Source organism: Spirosoma pulveris, from assembly GCF_054781875.1.
Genome location: NZ_BAAGTO010000011.1, coordinates 63,712 through 82,932, shown reverse-complemented (window position 1 = coordinate 82,932; position 19,221 = coordinate 63,712). Strand labels below are relative to the sequence as shown.

The 19,221-nt window shown below is 42.1% G+C and carries 16 protein-coding genes and 2 tRNA genes; 17 read left to right on the top strand and 1 reads right to left on the bottom strand.

The genetic code is table 11. From position 1 onward, the window contains the following. Positions 1 to 23: 23 nt before the first annotated feature. Positions 24 to 986: a vWA domain-containing protein gene (locus ACYVJM_RS26375; protein ID WP_461151217.1), complete on the bottom strand. Its 963-nt coding sequence runs from the start codon at positions 984 to 986 to the stop codon at positions 24 to 26. Between the two features lie 167 nt (positions 987 to 1,153). On the opposite strand from ACYVJM_RS26375, the gene ACYVJM_RS26370 reads away from it, so the two are divergent. The 17 genes from ACYVJM_RS26370 (at position 1,154) to ACYVJM_RS26290 (ending at position 19,218) form a co-directional block, all read left to right on the top strand. After that, a tRNA-Ser gene (locus ACYVJM_RS26370) sits at positions 1,154 to 1,240 on the top strand. A 21-nt stretch (positions 1,241 to 1,261) separates the two neighbouring features. Next, positions 1,262 to 1,335 (top strand) — tRNA-Pro (locus tag ACYVJM_RS26365). Positions 1,336 to 2,549: 1,214 nt separating this feature from the next. Beyond that, on the top strand, positions 2,550 to 3,362 hold the full coding sequence (locus ACYVJM_RS26360; protein ID WP_461151216.1) for a response regulator: 813 nt from the start codon (positions 2,550 to 2,552) through the stop codon (positions 3,360 to 3,362). A 263-nt stretch (positions 3,363 to 3,625) separates the two neighbouring features. Further along, positions 3,626 to 4,681 carry a hypothetical protein gene (locus tag ACYVJM_RS26355; RefSeq protein ID WP_461151215.1) on the top strand — a complete coding sequence of 352 codons (1,056 nt, stop codon included), beginning with the start codon at positions 3,626 to 3,628 and terminating at the stop codon, positions 4,679 to 4,681. Positions 4,682 to 4,739: 58 nt separating this feature from the next. Continuing rightward, on the top strand, positions 4,740 to 5,450 hold the full coding sequence (locus ACYVJM_RS26350; protein WP_461151214.1) for a hypothetical protein: 711 nt from the start codon (positions 4,740 to 4,742) through the stop codon (positions 5,448 to 5,450). Positions 5,451 to 5,644: 194 nt separating this feature from the next. Next, positions 5,645 to 6,466, top strand: coding sequence for a YjbH domain-containing protein (locus ACYVJM_RS26345; RefSeq protein WP_461151213.1), 822 nt, complete (start codon positions 5,645 to 5,647; stop codon positions 6,464 to 6,466). Next, a complete protein-coding gene (locus ACYVJM_RS26340) occupies positions 6,463 to 7,608 on the top strand; it encodes a YjbH domain-containing protein (RefSeq protein WP_461151212.1) in 1,146 nt (381 codons plus the stop codon). The genes ACYVJM_RS26345 and ACYVJM_RS26340 overlap by 4 nt, the downstream gene beginning before the upstream one ends. A gap of 17 nt (positions 7,609 to 7,625) precedes the next feature. Then, complete coding sequence (locus tag ACYVJM_RS26335) at positions 7,626 to 8,432, top strand: polysaccharide biosynthesis/export family protein (RefSeq protein ID WP_461151211.1); 807 nt, start codon at positions 7,626 to 7,628, stop codon at positions 8,430 to 8,432. A gap of 11 nt (positions 8,433 to 8,443) precedes the next feature. Beyond that, a complete protein-coding gene (locus tag ACYVJM_RS26330) occupies positions 8,444 to 10,780 on the top strand; it encodes a GumC family protein (protein WP_461151210.1) in 2,337 nt (778 codons plus the stop codon). A 74-nt stretch (positions 10,781 to 10,854) separates the two neighbouring features. Continuing rightward, entirely contained in the window at positions 10,855 to 11,520 is a 666-nt protein-coding gene (locus tag ACYVJM_RS26325) for a sugar transferase (RefSeq protein ID WP_461151209.1), read from the top strand. A gap of 280 nt (positions 11,521 to 11,800) precedes the next feature. After that, a complete protein-coding gene (locus ACYVJM_RS26320) occupies positions 11,801 to 13,081 on the top strand; it encodes an O-antigen translocase (RefSeq protein WP_461151208.1) in 1,281 nt (426 codons plus the stop codon). 23 nt (positions 13,082 to 13,104) lie between these two features. Beyond that, on the top strand, positions 13,105 to 14,007 hold the full coding sequence (locus ACYVJM_RS26315) for a DUF6492 family protein (RefSeq protein ID WP_461151207.1): 903 nt from the start codon (positions 13,105 to 13,107) through the stop codon (positions 14,005 to 14,007). A 29-nt stretch (positions 14,008 to 14,036) separates the two neighbouring features. Then, positions 14,037 to 15,290 (top strand): glycosyltransferase family 4 protein, encoded by a 1,254-nt coding sequence (locus tag ACYVJM_RS26310; protein ID WP_461151206.1) that lies wholly within the window; start codon positions 14,037 to 14,039, stop codon positions 15,288 to 15,290. 445 nt (positions 15,291 to 15,735) lie between these two features. Beyond that, positions 15,736 to 16,533, top strand: a complete 798-nt coding sequence (locus tag ACYVJM_RS26305; RefSeq protein WP_461151205.1) for a hypothetical protein — start codon at positions 15,736 to 15,738, stop codon at positions 16,531 to 16,533. A 9-nt stretch (positions 16,534 to 16,542) separates the two neighbouring features. Next, a complete protein-coding gene (locus ACYVJM_RS26300) occupies positions 16,543 to 17,412 on the top strand; it encodes a glycosyltransferase family 2 protein (protein ID WP_461151204.1) in 870 nt (289 codons plus the stop codon). Then, positions 17,372 to 17,839, top strand: coding sequence for an acyltransferase (locus tag ACYVJM_RS26295; RefSeq protein ID WP_461151203.1), 468 nt, complete (start codon positions 17,372 to 17,374; stop codon positions 17,837 to 17,839). Before ACYVJM_RS26300 ends, ACYVJM_RS26295 begins: the two co-directional genes overlap by 41 nt. Positions 17,840 to 17,922: 83 nt before the next feature. Continuing rightward, a complete protein-coding gene (locus tag ACYVJM_RS26290) occupies positions 17,923 to 19,218 on the top strand; it encodes a nucleoside/nucleotide kinase family protein (protein ID WP_461151202.1) in 1,296 nt (431 codons plus the stop codon). Positions 19,219 to 19,221 lie beyond the last annotated feature (3 nt).

Sequence of the window (19,221 nt, the reverse complement as noted above, 5' to 3'; positions counted from 1 at the left end):
TAAGACAAACTCGCCAGACCAACTCAAAGCCTGAATGTTCGAATTGTTACAATTAGGTCGAGCGCCAGCAAGCCCAGGGCCGCCAGTAAAAAATAATAATACTTATTTGTCGACACCGCTACCCTGTGCTGATCGATGGCCCGCCCTTTTAACAACCGGAGAATTGTTGCCAGCTCGTTAACATAACGTCCATTGGCATCCGCTTCTATATACTGTCCTCGGCTGTCGCGGGCCAGCTCCTGCAAAAAGGGGCGGTTCAGTCGGCTGCTCACGATCTGGTCATTGTCATCCCGCACAAAGTCATTTCCTTTTCGGATGGATGCGCCGGCCTCGGTACCCACACCTACGGTAATAAGGGGTAACCCAAACGAGCGCAGGCGGGCGAGTTCGGTTTGTTCGCAGGCGCTAAAGTTTTCTCCGTCGCTAAAAAGAACAATGGCCCGAACACTCTGGTGGGTCGATGAGTCGTCGACGAGTTTTTGACGGGCCATGGCAATGGCGTTGCATAAGTCGGTCTCGCCGGTGGGCGATATACTCGTGTGGACTTCGCGGATGAACTGCTTCAGGGCGTCATGATCGGCGGTGAGGGGCGAAAGCAGGATCGGCTCCGGGGCTGCCAGGATCAGACCGAATCGGTCGGCGGGCAGGGTATCGCACAGTTGCTGAATATCGTACTTGGTCCGTTCCAGTCGGGTGGGAACGATATCAGCGGCATCCATGGATCGCGAAACATCCACCAGCAGAAACGTATCGTGGCTGGTTGTGACCAGATCTCCCTCTGCTTCGCCAAAGGAGGGGCCAAGAAGCGCAATGATCAGGAGCGTGAGGTAACTGCCGCGAAGAAAAAACTTTGGTACCACCCCCCAGGCGGCTGTATTTAGCTGGCGGGCCAGGCGGAAAGTTCGCCAGATAAAGAGCGAATACAGGCCGATAAAGATGCCAATTAAAAAAAAATCGGTGCTGGTAATGGGATAAAGCCAATTCATTTACTGCGAGTATCAGCCTGATGATGAGCTAAATCGCCCATTGGTGACGAAATCAGGGAGGGCGAAATTAATAATTATAAAAAGATTTTTTGCGAAACCCCTTGCTGAAAAGCTATAATTGCCCTACCTTTGTGTCCCAATCAATCAGGAAGATGTTGGTTGGCTTCGGAGAGATGCCTGAGTGGCCGAAAGGAACAGTTTGCTAAACTGTCGTACTGGTAACGGTACCGAGGGTTCGAATCCCTCTCTCTCCGCTGAGTGAAGTACCTATCTTTCGGGGTGTAGCGTAGCCCGGTATCGCGCCTGCTTTGGGAGCAGGAGGTCGTAGGTTCGAATCCTGCCACCCCGACATCAAAGTCCCAAATAAAAAAAGCACTTGCCAGTACTGGTAAGTGCTTTTTTGTTGTCTTGTACTTTTCTACCAACCCGATTTTCCTGATACACCAGAAGACGTCCGTGGTGCAGTGCAAAAACGACGGAATCAGCCAGGTCCCCTGCAGCGAGCTGAATCAGCCCCAAAAAACCGGTTTTGCGTTTAAGTATATCCACTTAGTGAATGGTGGAAGTCACTGTACTTGAGGTAAGTTACCGAATCATCATACAAGCCGTTTTGAGTTGTGTTTCATGAATTTGTATTGTTAGAATATAGACTAGATAATATTACTAAATGGGCCGTTAAAGTTCAATACTTATCCAATGGTACGTTTGAGTCAACGTAAAGGCTTTGCTCCTGTGAAGAGTAGGGAAATTTATATAATTCCCAGAAACAGCGATTTTGACGGCTAACTAGTAGTTTATACTCATTGCCGTTCTCAGCCCATTTTTTTGAACTTATGGTTCATTATTGCAACTAAACAAGTCATTTATTGTAAAATTGTATTCAATATTTATTAATCGTAAATATTAAGCTAAAGGCTTCGGCAAATTGTGTATCTAAATAAATATTAGAATAGTCATATTTAGTCTGAGACAGGAGACCTCACGTAAAGGCTCTGCAGATTGAAAAGGTCTGGTTCTTATAGATAGGTTAGATGCGGTAGCTGACTGATCGCTGATCAGTGTTACCTTCTTTTGGTACGATTAATAGACAACCAGTAAAATAGTCCATCAGGATGATCGTAAGCTCCGGCTTATGGTCATAAAGATTCACAAGGTTAGCAGGACACGATCGTGGGACTTGAATAGCGGAGCTATACAAATTCAACAGAAATGGCTATCCGATCAGTAACTTTCATTAAAGTTCAATCAGTTATGAACCATAATTGATTGAAACTTGTCCCACTACTCGAGGAAACTTTCATTTAAGTTTTGTCATAGGTCAATAAGAAAGTTAATCGGTAACCTGGGAGACGTCTAAAAATACCTCTTTTGGTTGAGCGGGGTGTTCGTATAAGCCTTTCAGCTACAGGTAGGTTGCCGCATAGTTAGATCAGTACAAAATTTTTACTCAACACATCAACAGTCAATTTTAGTAATAGACGAACGTCTGCTTACTCACCGGCTGTTGGTCCTACCGCTAGAAATCTATGTAATATCAGTTCTCTTTGAGAAATCCACGCTGGAATGGCAACAATTTTACTTATCCACAATGACCTTACTTTACACAGTGAACTTAAAACGTTATTAGAACTTCAAGGGCATAAATTAGTCTCGGCAAATAGCGGGAGGGAAGCGCTCAATCTGTTGCGTTACGCTAATTTAGACCTGATGATTTTTGACATAGATGCTCCTGAAACAGGCGGACTGGAGTTCCTGAGAAAGATCAAGAAGCGGTTCCTGCATAAACAGGCACCTATCATGCTGCTGACCTCCTCCAATGACCAGGGAAGTCGGTTAAAAGGTTTTGAGCTGGGGATTATCGGTTATCTGTCAAAGCCGGTGGATATTCATGAAATTCGGTACCAGATAAATAATTTGTTCACGTATCGGAACACCATCATCGACCATACACTGTACGGATCACATGAAGACCAGAATACGGATTTTCAATTTGTCAAAGAGTTTTACGATCTGTTAGCCATCAACTTCGGTTCCCCGGATTTTAGTCTCAATAAGGCTGCAGAGGCCTTGTCCATGAGCGTATCGACCCTCAAAAGGAGACTGAACATTTACCTGGACACCACATTCAGCGACGCCGTTAAGGAATACAGATTCAGACGGGCGAGTGATCTATTAAAGAAAAGTTCGCTATCCATCGAAGAGATTTCCATTGCCTGTGGCTTCAGGAGCCTGTCTTATTTTTCAAGAAGCTTTAAAGCTACTTATTTACTCTCTCCGGTTCAGTACAAAAATGATACAAACGATAGTCGGCTAGTGGCGTTTGGTGTCAAAGAAGACATAGCCTATACAGAGGAAGACTATACGGATATCAGCTAACGCTGTACCGACATTCCGAAATAGCCTGGGCCTTCGGACTGCACATGAACGGCCCGATTCCTACCCGAATACAGGAAAAGTTTAACGGCTTGACCCAGGTTCGCTATGCCGAGACATGGCGGTTTCATCTAAAACAAACGATTCATACAACAGGGATGCCATTCGCGCTGCGAATACTGATCCCGTATCCTGTTTTATGACGAAGGCTTTACATTCTTCATTCTTAATTAACGTATCACAACACCTTCCAAAAACAATCCTGTATGAAAACAACGCAACGCTATAGCAAACTGCTCATGGCCGGGCTCTTGTTAGCCTCCGTTATGTATAACTGTAAGACAAAGGACGTCGAGTCGGTAACGCCCTTTACGTACACGTTTACGAAGTTCAATGACATCAAGCTGCCTACCGTTACACCAACGGCTCCGGCTGCTGTAACGGTTACTGCCGCTACGGTTACGCCATCTGCTGCCGCGGCTGCCGTGGCAACGGGCTTGTCCAGCCTGAGTGCTACCGGTACGGTACCGGCTTCGGTTAACGCGGCTGCTGCCGATGTGAACAAGGTCATTTCAACGACGGCCGCAGCGCAGCTAAGCGCGAGCTTCACCCCCGATGTGATCAATACATTTATCAGTACGGGTGTCCTGCCGGCCAACCTGAAAGCCCAGTTGGTGGCCCTGAGCAGCAACCCGGCCCTAAAGGCCTATATGTCTACCTTTACGCTGCCTACCGTTAATGGTAAGGCGGTAGGTGGCCGGGTAGGTAATATTGGTGGTGTGGATGTTGTGGCTACCGTGAGCGTGGCCAATGCAACCCTCGACGATGACGCCTGCAAAGAAGCTGCAATAAAGGCCTTTAATACTGCTCAAGATGCTCTGGTTGCTGCCAAAGCAAGTCAAGCCGCTCCCGTTGAAAAAGCCTATACCGACGCACAGGCAGCGGCCAATGCGGAAGCAGCGCCCTGTAAGGCGGGCCTGCCAGCTAAATATGCCCCCCTACGTGCTGCGGCTCAAGAATCATTCAACGCTGGTATAGCCACTCTGGATGCGAACAAAGCTGTTTTAGGCGGTGCCTATGACTTGTTGAAGCTCCTGTATCTGGCTGCCCTGAGCGATGCCAATGATATCTTTACCAAACTGCAGGCTGCTGAAGCAACCGCCTGTGATTCAGTTTCGGCGGCTAAGCTTGTTAACGCCAAAGCGGCTCGTGATAAAGACATCAACACCATTAATTCAAACTTCAATGCAGCTGTGGCTTCACTAACTGCCGCGCTTAATAAAGCAACTGCCGCCTGCCACAATCAGGGTAACGGAGGTTGATATACCCCTACTTGCCTGCTAACGAGATCGTTTGATACACATTCTTTAAAACTACATCATGAGACCAAATTACCTCTTTTTAACCATTACTGTCCTGGTGGGCAGCTTACTGGCCGGGTCTACTAAAACACAGGCACAGGTGAACCTGAAGAGCATCAGCGTAGGTGCCAGCTACTGGAAGCCATCCCTCGATTACTGGAACAATAATTCGATGCTGCTCGATTACAACCTGGGCACGGGGGCCAAGCTCTCCGGCGCGATCATGCCTACGGCTGCCATAGAAATTGGCCTAACCAAAGGGCTTTCGATTGGTGGCCGGGTTGGGATCTGGAAAGACGAAGTATCGGGACCAGTGAAGATTGGTGATGTGACACGTACTGAAAAATTGAGCTTGTCCATCATTCCGGTTTCTCTCGATGTAAAGTACACCTTCGAAAAAGCCGCTGCCGGTACCGAAACCAAAGCTCCGTTCCTGACGCCTTATGTTGGCCTCAGTGTTAGCCGTTACTTTATTAGCAACGATTTTTCTCGTACGTCGACCAGCGGTTCACTGAGCGAAAGTCAGTCCGGGAATAGCTATGGTATACAGGCACTCGTGGGTGCGGAGAAAAAACTGGTTAAGAAACTGTACCTCGCGCTGGATGTACGCTACCACATGGGCAGCTACAACCAGATCGTTAAAGAGAAAACTACTGATGCAGGCACCAAAGAATCGGTTAGCCTGAACGGACTCGAAGCCGGACTTTCACTGAAAGTAAAGTTTAAGTAAGCGGTAGGGTAGGTGTATCCATGGGCCAGATCGCCCGTCTACTTCGTCTTCGTGTCGTACGTATAGGTGTATGCGGTAGCAGGGCTCGTGGATACAATTTTAGTTAGCACTGAGCAAAATCAGTTTGCCGGCAAATGTTAATCATTGTCTGGCGATCATACGTATATGATTGACCGTTCGTAATACTGCTGCGTATGAGGACCATTCAAAAAGTTTTGGCAGGAGCCATCGGTCTACTCGTTGGCCTGTCGCAACCGCTTTGGGCGCAGGTTAATATATCCGGAAAGCCGGGGTTGATGTATATCCCCACGGCCGATGTTCAGGATGAAGGTACGTTTACCATAGGTTACGGTTTCAATCCCTCCAATTACGCCTTTCGGTATAATCAAAAGAATTCGGAAAGCATAGCTTTTGTCAACCTCTGCTTTCTCCCCCGGCTGGAGGTAAACATCAATTTGTTGAACCCTAACGGGCCAATTCGCTTTGGGGATAAAGGCATTGGCGACCGACAAATGGATTTGAAATACGTAATGCTCACCGAGAAAACGAAACGGCCATCGGTGGCTATTATACTTTCAGCCCCTTTCGGTATCGCTAACTCGCTGGTCACCAACGCTCTGGTTGCAACGAAACATGTCTCGATCACCAAGCTGATTACTACGGCATTCACAATTGGTGTAGGTAGTCCGTACACTTTTTCCAGAGCAGGGGTAAGTAATGATCAGAATGCTGATGTTTTTTCAGGATACAGCCTGAAAGATAAACGGGATAATCCGTATTACTACTTAGCCGGGCCTTTTGCAGGTGTAAATTTGACTATCGCGAAAAAGGGGGGGCTGATGATTGAATGGGATTCGCAACATTTGAATGTTGGGCTCTATACTCGTTTAGTCAGACACTGGAATCTACAGGCCGGTTTACTGAATGGCGATCAGCTCACGTTCGGCACCTCGTATAGCCTGAACCTGTTTCAGCTGCCTAAACGACTTTCCGCTAAACATTCCCAATCAAAGTGAGAAAGAGGATACGGGCCAGGGCGTCAGGCAAGTTGCTTGTTCAGGTTACCTGCCTGCTGGGGCTACTGCTCTGGTCAACGGGTGAATCGCGTTCGCAGTCGACCAAGAAACTGCTGAACTTCGAGAACTTGACGGTCGACACCGCCCGGCATCAGGTTTTTTACGAGCAGCGGCTGTACCGGAATCCCCTCATTGGTCTGCTGGAGCTAGCTAACGACGTCGTACCCCAGGGCGTTACCACGTTCGTACCTCTGTTTCAGGGCGTACCAATGGCTGGTTACGAGCTCGGTTCGGGACTTCGTACCATAACTTTATCGGACGATGACCGGAACCTGTACAACCGGGTGCATCCGTTTAACGGACGATCGTACAAGTTTGATTTCAGGCTGCAGCCCGAGTTCATGGCGCAGTTTGGCTTTCGGGAGCAAACGGTTGAAAGTAAAACGAACCTGCTGCTGCAGAGCCAGCTTTACATCAGTCGCGGACTGGTGCTGAACTGGGGGGTGCTGTTTCCTATCGTCAATAAGCTGGACAATCAGGCACTGAACGTACGCCCGGCACCAACCTTTCTGAATCAGTTTCTGGCGCTGGATCACAATCGCTTCCTGAGTCTGTCAGCCGGTCTGTTCTACAATGATCAGTATGGTATCAACGTACAATACCGCCAGGCTGATCTGACAAAACGATGGTCGTATGGGCTGGAATCGGGACTAACTGGTTTTTATTATTTCCCGCCCAACGGTCTTTATTATGAATCGATGAACCACCTTCTGCTGCTGGCCGATGTGGCCTACCGCATTCCCGGCCGCGATCTGACGATCAAGGTATCGGGCGGGCAGTACTTGTACCAGGATCGTGGGGTACGCCTGGACTGCATCCGGCAGTTGGGCAACGTAGAAGTTGGGTTTTATGCCACGAAAACCGGCAATGGCGGGAGCGGTGGTTTCAACTTCGCCATCCCGATTGCTCCCGGCAAGATTGTTCAGACCCAGCGGTTACGCTTGCGGACAACCGAAGAGTTTCGCTGGGAATATGCCTATAGCCGGGGCTATAACATGGCTACCCGCTACAAAGTCGGCTATCAGCTGGACGCGCTGCTCCGGCAATACCACGCGAGTTATTTACAAAATCAATACCGTTAGTTAATCCAAATACATTTATGAAATTACGCCACACGAGGGCCTGGGCTGCATACTGGTTCATTGGGCTTTGCCTACATCTAACGAGCTGCATTTCCAGCAAAGAATTAGTACTATATCAGAAAAATAGTAACGGGAATGATAGCTCGATGGCACTGGCCGCCCGCTATATTCCGACCATTAAGGCCGGGGATATTCTATCGGTTCAAGTGAGCAGCCTGAGTCCTGAAGCAACGGCTTTTTTCAATCCGTACGCGGCTATGACAGCCATGACGGGCGTAACCGCCCAACAAAATAATCCAACAACACCTATTCCTTATACACCGGGTTATCTGGTCAGTGAAGATGGCCAGATCGAACTCCCGCTCATGGGGCGGCAAACGGTTGCGGGTTTAACCAATAGCCAGGCCGCTGCACAGATCAAACAGAAGTTACTCGAATACCTCAAAGAACCAACGGTCAATGTTCGAAACCTGAATTTTCAGATTTCCGTATCAGGTGAGGTAGCCCGGCCCTCCGTTTTTTCCATATCCAACGAGCAAATCTCCCTGCCAGCGGCCCTGGGTCTGGCCGGTGACATTACGATCTACGGCCAGCGAACCAATATTCTGGTTATTCGGGAAGAGAATGGGAAGCGCACATTCAACCGGGTCGATCTCACGAAACGGGATGTGTTTACGTCGCCTTTCTATTACCTGCGCCCAAACGACATTGTGTACGTTGAACCCGGTAAAGCCCGTATCACCAATGCCGACCGAACGTATCAGTTAATACCAATCATGTTGAGTGCCCTGTCCTTTATTGCCATTGTTGTCAGCCGCTTTTAATAACAAAAAATATGGTAAATAATACATATACTTCCTACCAGGATTACGAAATCGAGACGCCCATCAATATCAGGGCGACCCTGACGCGCTATCTCCAAAACTGGCCCTGGTTCGTATTGTCCATCTCGTTAATGCTGGGGGCGGCCTACATCTACCTGCAATATCAGCCACCCGTTTTTAAAGTCAGGGCAAGTCTGCTCATTAAAGACGAAAAGAAAGGCATGGAAGGGGAGAGTATGCTGAAAGAACTGGACCTGTTCACCAACAGCAAAGTGGTGGAGAATGAAATAGAGATCCTGAAATCCTACACCATTATGGACCGGGTTGTCAAGAACCTGGGCCTGAATGTCCGCTACTACCGACCGACCAGTACCATTAACCGGGAAATCTACAAGGAATCGCCCATCCGTATCCTGATTGAAGAACCGCCAGTCATACAGCCTGAGGATCCTCTTGAAATTACCTTTGTCGATGCCAAAACCGTGAAACTGAACGGGCATTCGTATCCCGTTAACCAAAGCATAAAAACGACTTACGGCAAGCTTCGCGTCTTGACATTACGACCCCTATCGGCCCGGCAAGAGCCGGTTATTGCCTCGATTGCCGACCATAGTGAGACGGTGGAAGGCTATTTGGCCGACCTCACTGTAGAACCGACATCAAAACAGGCCACCGTGCTGATGATGAGCCTTGAAGATGCCGTGCCCGATAAAGGGGTGACGATCCTGAATCAGATCATCAATGAATATAACCGAGAAGCCCTCATCGACAAAAACAAGGAAGCGAGCAATACACTCAGCTTCATCGAGGATCGGCTGGGGCTTATCTCCGGCGAATTATCCAGCGTAGAGAAAGAAGTGGAACTCTATAAATCCACACAGGGTATTACGGATCTGGGTATGCAGTCGCAGACATTCCTGGCGACGGTGAAAGAGAACGACATGCAGTTGAACGAGGTCGACATTCGGTTGAGCGGCCTAACCGAAATTGAGCGGTACGTTCGCAAACAGGGGGGGGATAAGAGCTTTGCTCCGGCGACCCTGGGGTTGAACGATCCTGTTTTACTGGGTTTATTAACCAAGGTATCTGAGCTGGAATTAAAGCGGGATGAGCTTTCACGGACCATGGCGGCTAACAGTCCTGTACTGCTTTCCCTCGACAGTCAGGTGAAGACGATTAAGGAGCGCATTAACGAAAACATCCAGACCATACGCCAGCAGTTGACCAGTAACCGGGTACAACTGGTCGCTAAAAACAACCGTCTGGAAAGCATGATCCGTACGGTTCCGGGCAAAGAACGGGCGCTGCTCAACATAACCCGGCAGCAGGGTATTAAGAACGGACTCTATACCTACCTGCTTCAAAAGCGGGAAGAAACGGCCCTGTCGGCCGCTTCGGCCATTCCGGATAGCCGTACCATTGATGCCGCCAGGGCGGGAAGCAGGCCGGTGAAGCCGGTGAAGATGACAATCTTTGCCATTTTCGGGCTGCTTGGGCTGTTGATTCCCATTGGGTTCATCACGGCGAAAGACGCTATGAACAACCGGGTACTCCACCGCACCGATGTGGAAGATGTTTCGCAGGTACCCATCCTGGGCGAAGTGGTCAGGAGCCGCGAAGTCATTGAAGATAACCTGGTTTTCCGGCCCCGTCTACAATCGGTCATTGGCGAACAGATCCGGAGCCTGCGCACGAACCTCCACTTCTTACGGAGTGATCCGGACAGTCCGCAGGTGATCCTGTTTACGTCCAGTATCAGTGGTGAAGGAAAATCGTTTATCTCGCTCAACCTGGGTGCCAGCCTGGCGCTGGTCGACCACAGGACCGTGATTCTGGAAATGGACTTGCGCAAGCCCAAGCTGCACAGTAGCCTGAAGATGGAGAATCAGGCCGGTTTGAGTAATTACCTGATTGGCGAAGCTACGGTCGATGAATTATTGCGACCAGTATCCGATCTTGACAACTACTTTATTATCACCGCCGGCCCTATCCCGCCAAACCCTGCGGAGTTGTTAAGCTCTCCCCGGCTGGCTAAGTTGTTTGAAGAGTTGAAAGAGCGCTTCGATTACATTCTGGTCGACTCCCCCCCCATTGGACTGGTGACAGATTCGCAATTAATTGCGCCCCATGCCGATGCGACGCTCTATCTGGTTCGACACGATCATACGCCTAAGAACGCCGTCAAGATGGTGGAAGTGCTCTATAAAGAACAGCGCTTTCAGCGGTTGAATATCATTCTGAACGGTGTAGGCGAAGGCGAATCCTACTACTACAACTATGGCTACAGCTACGGTCATTATTACGACGGCGGCAAGAAGAAAAACTGGCTGGGTAACGCAAAAGCCTGAGCTGTAAAGACGACATACTGGTAGCTACAGGCTACCTAGCTAAAGATTGATTCACATCACATCAAATTACTGATATGTTAAGCCTTGACACACACTACAAACCATTGTACGTGTACAATGAGCCAAAAACACGGTCCGGTTTCAATTATCAGACTATTGGTAAACGGGGATTCGACATTTGCGTGTCACTGCTGGTGAGCCTGTTTATTTTATCCTGGATGATTCCCCTACTAGGCTTACTCATAAAGCTGGATTCGCCGGGGCCTATTTTGTTTGTTCAACGGCGAACGGGGTACAAGGGTACCTGGTTCAATTGTCTGAAATTCAGGACGATGGCGCACAATCCAAAAGCTAAATTCGAACAGGCAAAAAAACAGGATAACCGGGTAACGAAACTAGGGCGCTTTTTACGGAAGACAAACCTGGACGAAATGCCTCAGTTTCTAAACGTTTTAATGGGGGAAATGAGTGTCATAGGGCCTCGACCTCATGCCGTGCAACACGATGCCCAATTCTGGACGGTTCTGCCCAAATACGGTAGCCGCTACCGGGCCAAACCCGGCATTACTGGATTGGCCCAGGCTCGTGGTTGCCGGGGTGAAACAGACGAACTCATTAAGATGGTTCACAGGGTTCGATTGGACCGATTTTATAATCGTAAAAAATCGCTATGGCTGGATGTGAAAATTTGCTGGTGGACACTCGAGGCCATGATAAAGGGAGATGTGAATGCACATTAATTACGAAGGAGATATGTATTAAAAGAATGCAGTGTCCAACACTGTAAAAGCAGTAAATCAAAATAGTAATTTCGGCCTTGTATTAGGTTTGAAAATAGTTCTTTAAGCTTAAACACTTTAAGGACTAGTCGAGTCTACCACAAGGCCGAGATTAAGATTTGCACTGGATCTACTTGTAAACGATCATTGGAAAGAGTTTTATAAGTATAAAAGCTATTCATGACCTGAGAGATGTAAGTTGAAATAATCTTGAGAAATCGATAAAGTCTAATTAAATATAATGATAGGATTTATAGTAAATAATTTTAATAAAACCCTGAAAAATGGATTTTTAAGAGTTTCTGGCACAAACGGAGTTATTACATTGCTGAAAACTTTAGTTACATTGTTTTCTAACAAAATTATTGCTACAGTAATTGGTACAGCGGGTTTAGGTGTAGTAGGCCAGTTGCAAAGTATAATGACAATAACAATGTTGCTGTCTAGTGCTGGATTTAATCAGGGAGTTACAAAGTATATTGCTGAGAATAATAATAAAAAGGATATAGTCGATTCATTTATTAGTACTGCTTTTTTTACAACAGTCCTCTCTTCTACAATTGCAGGGATATTGACTTTTTTATTTGCAAATACAATTTCTATATATGTATTCGATAATTTGAAATACGTTTCTATTATAGTATTTTTTTCTTTTAGCTTAATACTTTACAACATAAACAACTTATTAATTGCCAGTGTAAATGGTTTTAAATTGTTTAAAAAGTACTTTACAATAAACATTATAACAACATTTGTTGGGATCATATTATCAGTTGGTTTGGTCTTGTTATTGAAAGAGTATGGGGCGATGTTGGCCATTATACTTTCTCAATCAATTATATGCTTTATAACAATCTTTTTACTGAGGAAAGAAGATTGGATAAAAAGTATTTCATTATCTCTTTTTGATAAAAGGAAGCTTAAGCTACTTCTGAGTTATAGTATTATAACCTATTTCTCATCCCTTCTATGGCCACTCGCTCAAATTTTTATACGATCTTATGTCATTAAATACATTTCTCCAGAGGAAGCGGGAATCTGGGAAGCAACTCGCCGGATTAACGATTACATAGTAAACTTGGCAATAGGTTCATTTAGTGTTTATTTATTGCCGGTACTTTCGGAGATAAAGGATAAAAAGGCATTAAAAAATGAGCTAATTAATATATACAAGATTATAATTCCCATAGTGTCGGTAAGCTTTCTAGTATTTTACGAATTCAGGTTATTCTTTATTGATATGTTGTACTCAAAAGATTTTACTAAAGTCTCTGATTACATAGGGCTTCAGATGTTCGGCTCATTCTTCTGGATGTGTAAAGTAGTACCCATGAATCTGATGCTAGCAAAAGGTAAGTTAAAACTTTACATGATATATGAAATCGCTTCCTGGGTGATATATGTATCAGTAGTCATAGTGTTAATACCGACATATGGAGTACAGGGAATACAAGTGGCATTCGCAGTTTATAATTTCATCCAATTGATTGTTACAGCATACAGTATGAAATATTGTATTTAGGCTAAACTAAAAAAATTTAGTATTTGTACGAAAGGAAATTAGAAAAAATGGATTTTGACTGTATAATTCCCACTGCTGGAAGAGAATGTTTACTTCTAAGAAGGACCATCCCTTATTTAATAAATAATCTACAGCCGGATAAAGTCTATATTATAACTAAGAAAATATTCTTTTCATACTTTATTGGTTTAAGCAAAGAAATAAAGGATAAGGTAGTTTTATTAGATGAGGACTCAATAATTGAAGGTGTTTGTTTTGAAACTATTAAAAGGTATTTAATTAAATATGGCCATAATCCTAAAATGGCAGGCTGGTATTATCAGCAATTTATTAAAATGGGTTTTGCTTTTTCGAAATTCGCTAAAGAGTATTATTTAAGTTGGGATGCGGATACCATACCTGTACGAAAAATTTCATTTTTCGACGCGCTTGGTAATCCTTACTTTACGACTAAAGACGAATTTCATAATCCATATTTTGTGACGATAAAAAAGATATTAGGTATTGATAAAGTCATACCTAAATCCTTCATAAGTGAAAATATGATCTTTTCGAAGGTTATAATGAAGCACTTAATTTCAGAAATTGATCCTTCCGCCAATTTTTCTTTACACTGGTGTGAGAAAATAATAGCTGCAATACCGAGAGGTAATAATAATGGGTTTTCTGAGTTTGAAACATATGGTACATTTTCTTTTAAAAATTACCCTGAAAAATATACACTGAGAGAATTAAGAACGTATAGAGATGCCGGTAAAGAATATACCAGACTAGTTTCAAAACAAATGTTTAATGAGCTAGCACTACAGTATGACATGATTTCTATCGAATACAGGGATAACCCAAAGACTCTTGTAGGATATTACATGATCCTCTGCAAAATGATTCAAAGGGGCGGAAATACTTTACTTATGAAATACGTTTAATTGCTTTTTTTTAACTATAATAGAAACTAATGAAAGTTCTCTGGCTTAGTGGTAATGCTTCTTCATTTGAAGCAAACAGTAAATATAATGGTGGAGGGTGGATCAGTGCTTTAGAAAAGGCATTCTTGAAAGCAGCTCCAGATGTAGAAATTGGTGTTGCGTTCTTCTCTAATTCAACTGTTACGAAAGTAAAAAAGAACGGTGTGACCTATTACCCGATTAATAGTTATACTAATCTGTTTAAAAAGGTTAAACATGCACTGTTCTACAAACACTATGATAAAGTTGAAGTAGAAGAGTACTTAAAAGTTATAAGCGATTTTAACCCGGATATTATACATGTATGGGGTAGCGAAATGAGCTTTGGTTTGGTATCCTTATATACCACTGTGCCGGTGGTTATCCATATACAAGGTCTTCTTACACCCTATTCAAATGCGTATTTTCCTCCAGCTGTAAGTGAAAGAGATTTCTATGAATTAAATATTTCTAAAAATTTACGTTACTATTTTACCAGAAAGTTTATAAAGCATAACGAATCGAGGGAATTAGAGATACTTAAACACTGCAAAAACTTTATTGGAAGAACTGAATGGGACAAAAGGTTAATAGATATATACGCACCGCATGCTAATTATTTTGAGTGTTGGGAACTGATGAGACCGGCCTTCTATAACGCATCTGCCTGGTCCAAACCGTCTGGCGTCAAACTAACCATAGTTAGTACAATATCTAAATCGATATATAAAGGTTTTGATCTGATTTTAAAAGCTGCTCAACTGTTAAAAAAGCAGACTAGTGTAGATTTTGAATGGAAAGTATTTGGTGTTACAGATTATAAATTTTGGGAAGATAAGCTAGGCATTAATGCTAAAGAGGTGAATATAGAATGCATGGGCATTGCTTCAGAAGATGTAATTATTAATACAATGCTGAATGCGAGCGTTTATGTTCATCCCTCTTACATTGAGAATAGCCCTAATAGCTTGTGTGAAGCTCAGCTCTTGGGAATTCCGGTAATTGCTACTAATGTTGGCGGAATCTCTAGCATAATACAAGATGGCGTTACTGGTTTAATGGTTCCTGCAAACGATCCATACATATTACTAAGTAAAATTCTTGATGTATATAAAGATGAAGAGTTAGCGACAAGCTTAGGTGGGTCAGGTCATAATACAGCTAAAAAGCGTCATAACCCGGTCTCAATAGTAAACGTGAACTTGAATATTTACGAGTCAATTTTAACATCTAATCAAGTTGATGTACTTGAACATCGCTTGTAATCTATGTATGAATAGAATAAGTCCAATTCGTGTAACGAATTATTTAGTTGAAGAAAAGTATATTTATTACAGTGTAATCCTTTCAACCTGTATATACAGTTGTTATATGATTACCAGTAATTTTACGTTAAGAATATTGTCTTTTACTTTTGTTCTGTTATTCTACATATTTATATCCTGGTATATAATAGAAAGAAAGAATTATCTGACATATCACTATTTTCGAACAAACACAAAATGGTTAATATGGTATTTTGGAATACAAATACTAATTCTATCTTTTTCAATAAAGTTTCATTCTAGTGATTTGCTGACTTTATTCTTTCACCCTCTTTCGTTTTTAGCATATTTCATATCTTTTCTAGCTATTATAGTAAATAAGAGTACCGTGCTTATTTTGAGGAGAATAACAAATAAGATTAATTTGCTATTTCCGATAATTATTTTGTTTGATTATTTTTCATTTAGTAAACCAGTAATCACAAGTGATCTCAGTTACTTTATATTACTTGAGCTATTATTTATTGATAAACTTAGAGTAAAAAGAAAATACTATATTATTTTTATAACTCTTGTAGTTATCTTGTTTGAAAATTACTACGACAATAGAACGATCTTTTTAAGGCTAATTATCGTTCCAAGCTTATTATTATTTTTTCAATTATTTAAATTTATAAATAGTAAAACATTGAAGTGGTCTATAGTTCTTCTCATTTTTACAACACTATATTTTATAGTATTTAACTTTGAGGATACTTTTGGATATATTATAAATAAATTACCTCTATTGAGTTTTGATCGTACTGATACTCGTACCTTTCTATTCAATGAGTTTTTTCAGGATTTTAAAGGGAATGATTGGGTGTTTGGAAGGGGGTTTCTAGGGACTTACTTTAGCCCGTGGTTTTATGAGTGGAAAGGTGATGGTGGTGATTTTTATCATCGATTTTCCATAGAAATTGGCTTATTGCAAATTATTCTAAAAGGTGGCGTGCTACTATTATTGCCTTTCTTATTTATTATGATTTATGCTTTGTGGAAAGGATTTGTAAATCGATCTGTTATGCACTTATCCTTTCGATTCTCTTTGTTTCTACTGGTCCAGATCTTTCTCATGGGAATTGAGAATACTCCGTTCTTTGGTGTGAACTATATGGTATTGTGGATATCGGTAGGTATTATTTTTTTTGAAAATGATACCCACCGTTTAAAGACGATACATGTAGTTAAGCTTAATAAATGAATATTATTTATGGATTCTTCCTTTGTACCTAAAATTTCAATTGTTAGTCCTTCATACAATCAGGCAGATTTTATCGAAGACGCTATAGTATCAGTGCTTGCCCAGAATTACACTAACTTTGAGCATATAATTATTGATGGAGGATCGACCGATGGTACTACCGATATATTAAAGAAGTACCCTCACCTAATCTGGATATCTGAGAAAGACAATGGCCAAAGCGACGCTATAAACAAGGGTTTTGATATGGCTTCTGGCGATATAATTGGTTGGCTAAATACTGACGATTATTACTTGCCTAATGCTTTTCATCAAATAGTCGATACTTTCAAAACTTATAAAGTTGACGCGGTTTATGGTGATGTTAATTTTATAGACAAGCAAAAAAAACATTTAAAAAAAGGTACAAGTCAATCTCCGCTCAAATGGTTTTCTTTATTTCACTGTTATATTCATTCAGCTGCTTTTTTCTTTGATAGGAAAATTTTAGAGGAAGGATTAAAAGTTAATCCTAAATTTCATCTGTGCATGGATAAGGATTTTTTTGCTAACATTTTATTTAAAGGGTTTAAATTAAAATATATCCCTAAAACTCTTACCGCTTTTAGGTGGCACGAAAACAATAAATCTATTAATACTAAAGAAGTAAAAGAGAAGTCTGCCGAAGAAGGTTTTTTAATTTTTTGTAATTACAGTGGTTTTAATTTTAATAACACCAAACTAAATCACAAGCTGTATAGGAACACTGCTCTCTCACTTTTGCCATTTCGTAAATTAATTAAAAATTATGAAAAATATTTTGCTGCTTATATACTACCTGTTTGCATACTATTTGCCAATGCAGCCAATTCCTGGTTTCAAATTGTTCTACAAAATTAGGTTTGAAATATGTAAAAGAATAATTTCTAAATTTGGACAAAATGTAGTTGTGAAAAGTAAATGTTATTTTGGTAATGGTGATAGATTGAGCGTAGGTAATTTCTCCCAGTTAGGCAAAAACTCAAGTTTAACAGGCCCTATTGTAATTGGAGATTATGTAATGATGGGGCCAGATGTAATTATTATGGGAGTCACACATGATGTTTCAGATATTCAGAAAAACATGATAGATCCAACAAATCCATTTATTGAGAAGGAAGTCAAGATTGGTAATAATGTATGGATTGGAACAAGAGTAATTATATTACCTGGGGTTGAAATTGGCGATCACTCTATTATTGGATCAGGTGCAGTTGTTACAAAGTCATTTCCTCCGAACAGCGTAATTGGAGGTGTACCTGCAAAACTAATAAAGAGAAGAGAATAATTAAATGGTGTTGAGGTAATATTGTATGATTCAAAAGTTTGGAGTGATCTCTTATATCGTTAAAAAATTCTCATCTAGTTAAAATGAAGAATAGTTTTTTATTTTTTAGTTATTTCCATGCGTTAAATAACTCTGGAATACTGTATGCTTTAACTGGGAGGACTGATATGTATCCCGATAACATATATAGTGATATCGATTTCATAATCACAAATGAACAGTTTGATAAGTTTTGGTTGTTTATGCAAACTATAGACAAACAGAATATTGCTTGGATTCAATCTATATCACACGAAGCAACCGCCCATTACTGTATTATCACGATTTCAGGAGAAGATAAGAATTATTTACTTAAGCCTGATGTATGTTCTGATTACTATCGAAATGGGACTCTTTTTTTGAAAGCTGACTATTTACTACAAAATAGGATTTTTAACTCCAAAGGATTTTTTCAATTAGCTCCAAGTAAAGAGTTTATATATTATTTTCTTAAAAAGGTTGACAAAGGAAATATTACTATTGATCAGTTTAACCATTTGCGAAGCCAATGGCTGCAAGATCAACATAGTTGCGAAAATTCTTTAAAAAGTTTTTTTGCACAGGATCAAATAGAGATTATAAATAAAGCCTTTGCTGTTAACGACATCAATCTGATAGCTAATTCTATTCAAGTATTCAGGAAAAAATTGCGCTCCCGCTTAAAGTTTAACTTAGGCGACCACTGTAATAAACTGCTCAACAGAATTTCAAGAATTTTAAATCCTACGGGACTTGTTGTTGCCTTTTTGGGTCCAGATGGTTGTGGTAAAACAACGGTAATTAATGGTGTAAAAGGTGATATAACAGAAGTTTTTCGCAAAGGTGAACAGTTTCACTTTTTTCCAAAAAGGGCTTTAAATTCGACCATCGTTACGGACCCTCACGGTAAAGTTAGCAGAGGCTACATTGGGTCAATTGTGAAGCTGCTCTACCTCACGTTTGTGTTCATTAAAGGGTACTTTTATCTTATACTTCCGCTTAAAATAAGCAGCACGCTAGTCATATTTGATAGATATTATCATGATATGCTGGCTGATCCAGTTCGTTACCGACATGGAGCAGGGAACAATTGGGTAAAATTGATCGGGCTGTTTATTCCAAAACCTGATATGTGGATTTTATTGGATGCTCCTGCTGATGTGATTCAAAGTCGAAAATCAGAGGTTTCTCCAGAAGAGACTTCTGAGCAGCTGAGTAGATATCGACAACTGTTTTCAACGCTAAATAACGCATATGTAGTTAATGCAAATCAATCTCCTGAAAAAGTGATATACGACGCTGAGCAATTTATTATAAAATTTTTGCAACACAGGACCCTAGAAAGGTACCGTAACGTGTGACTA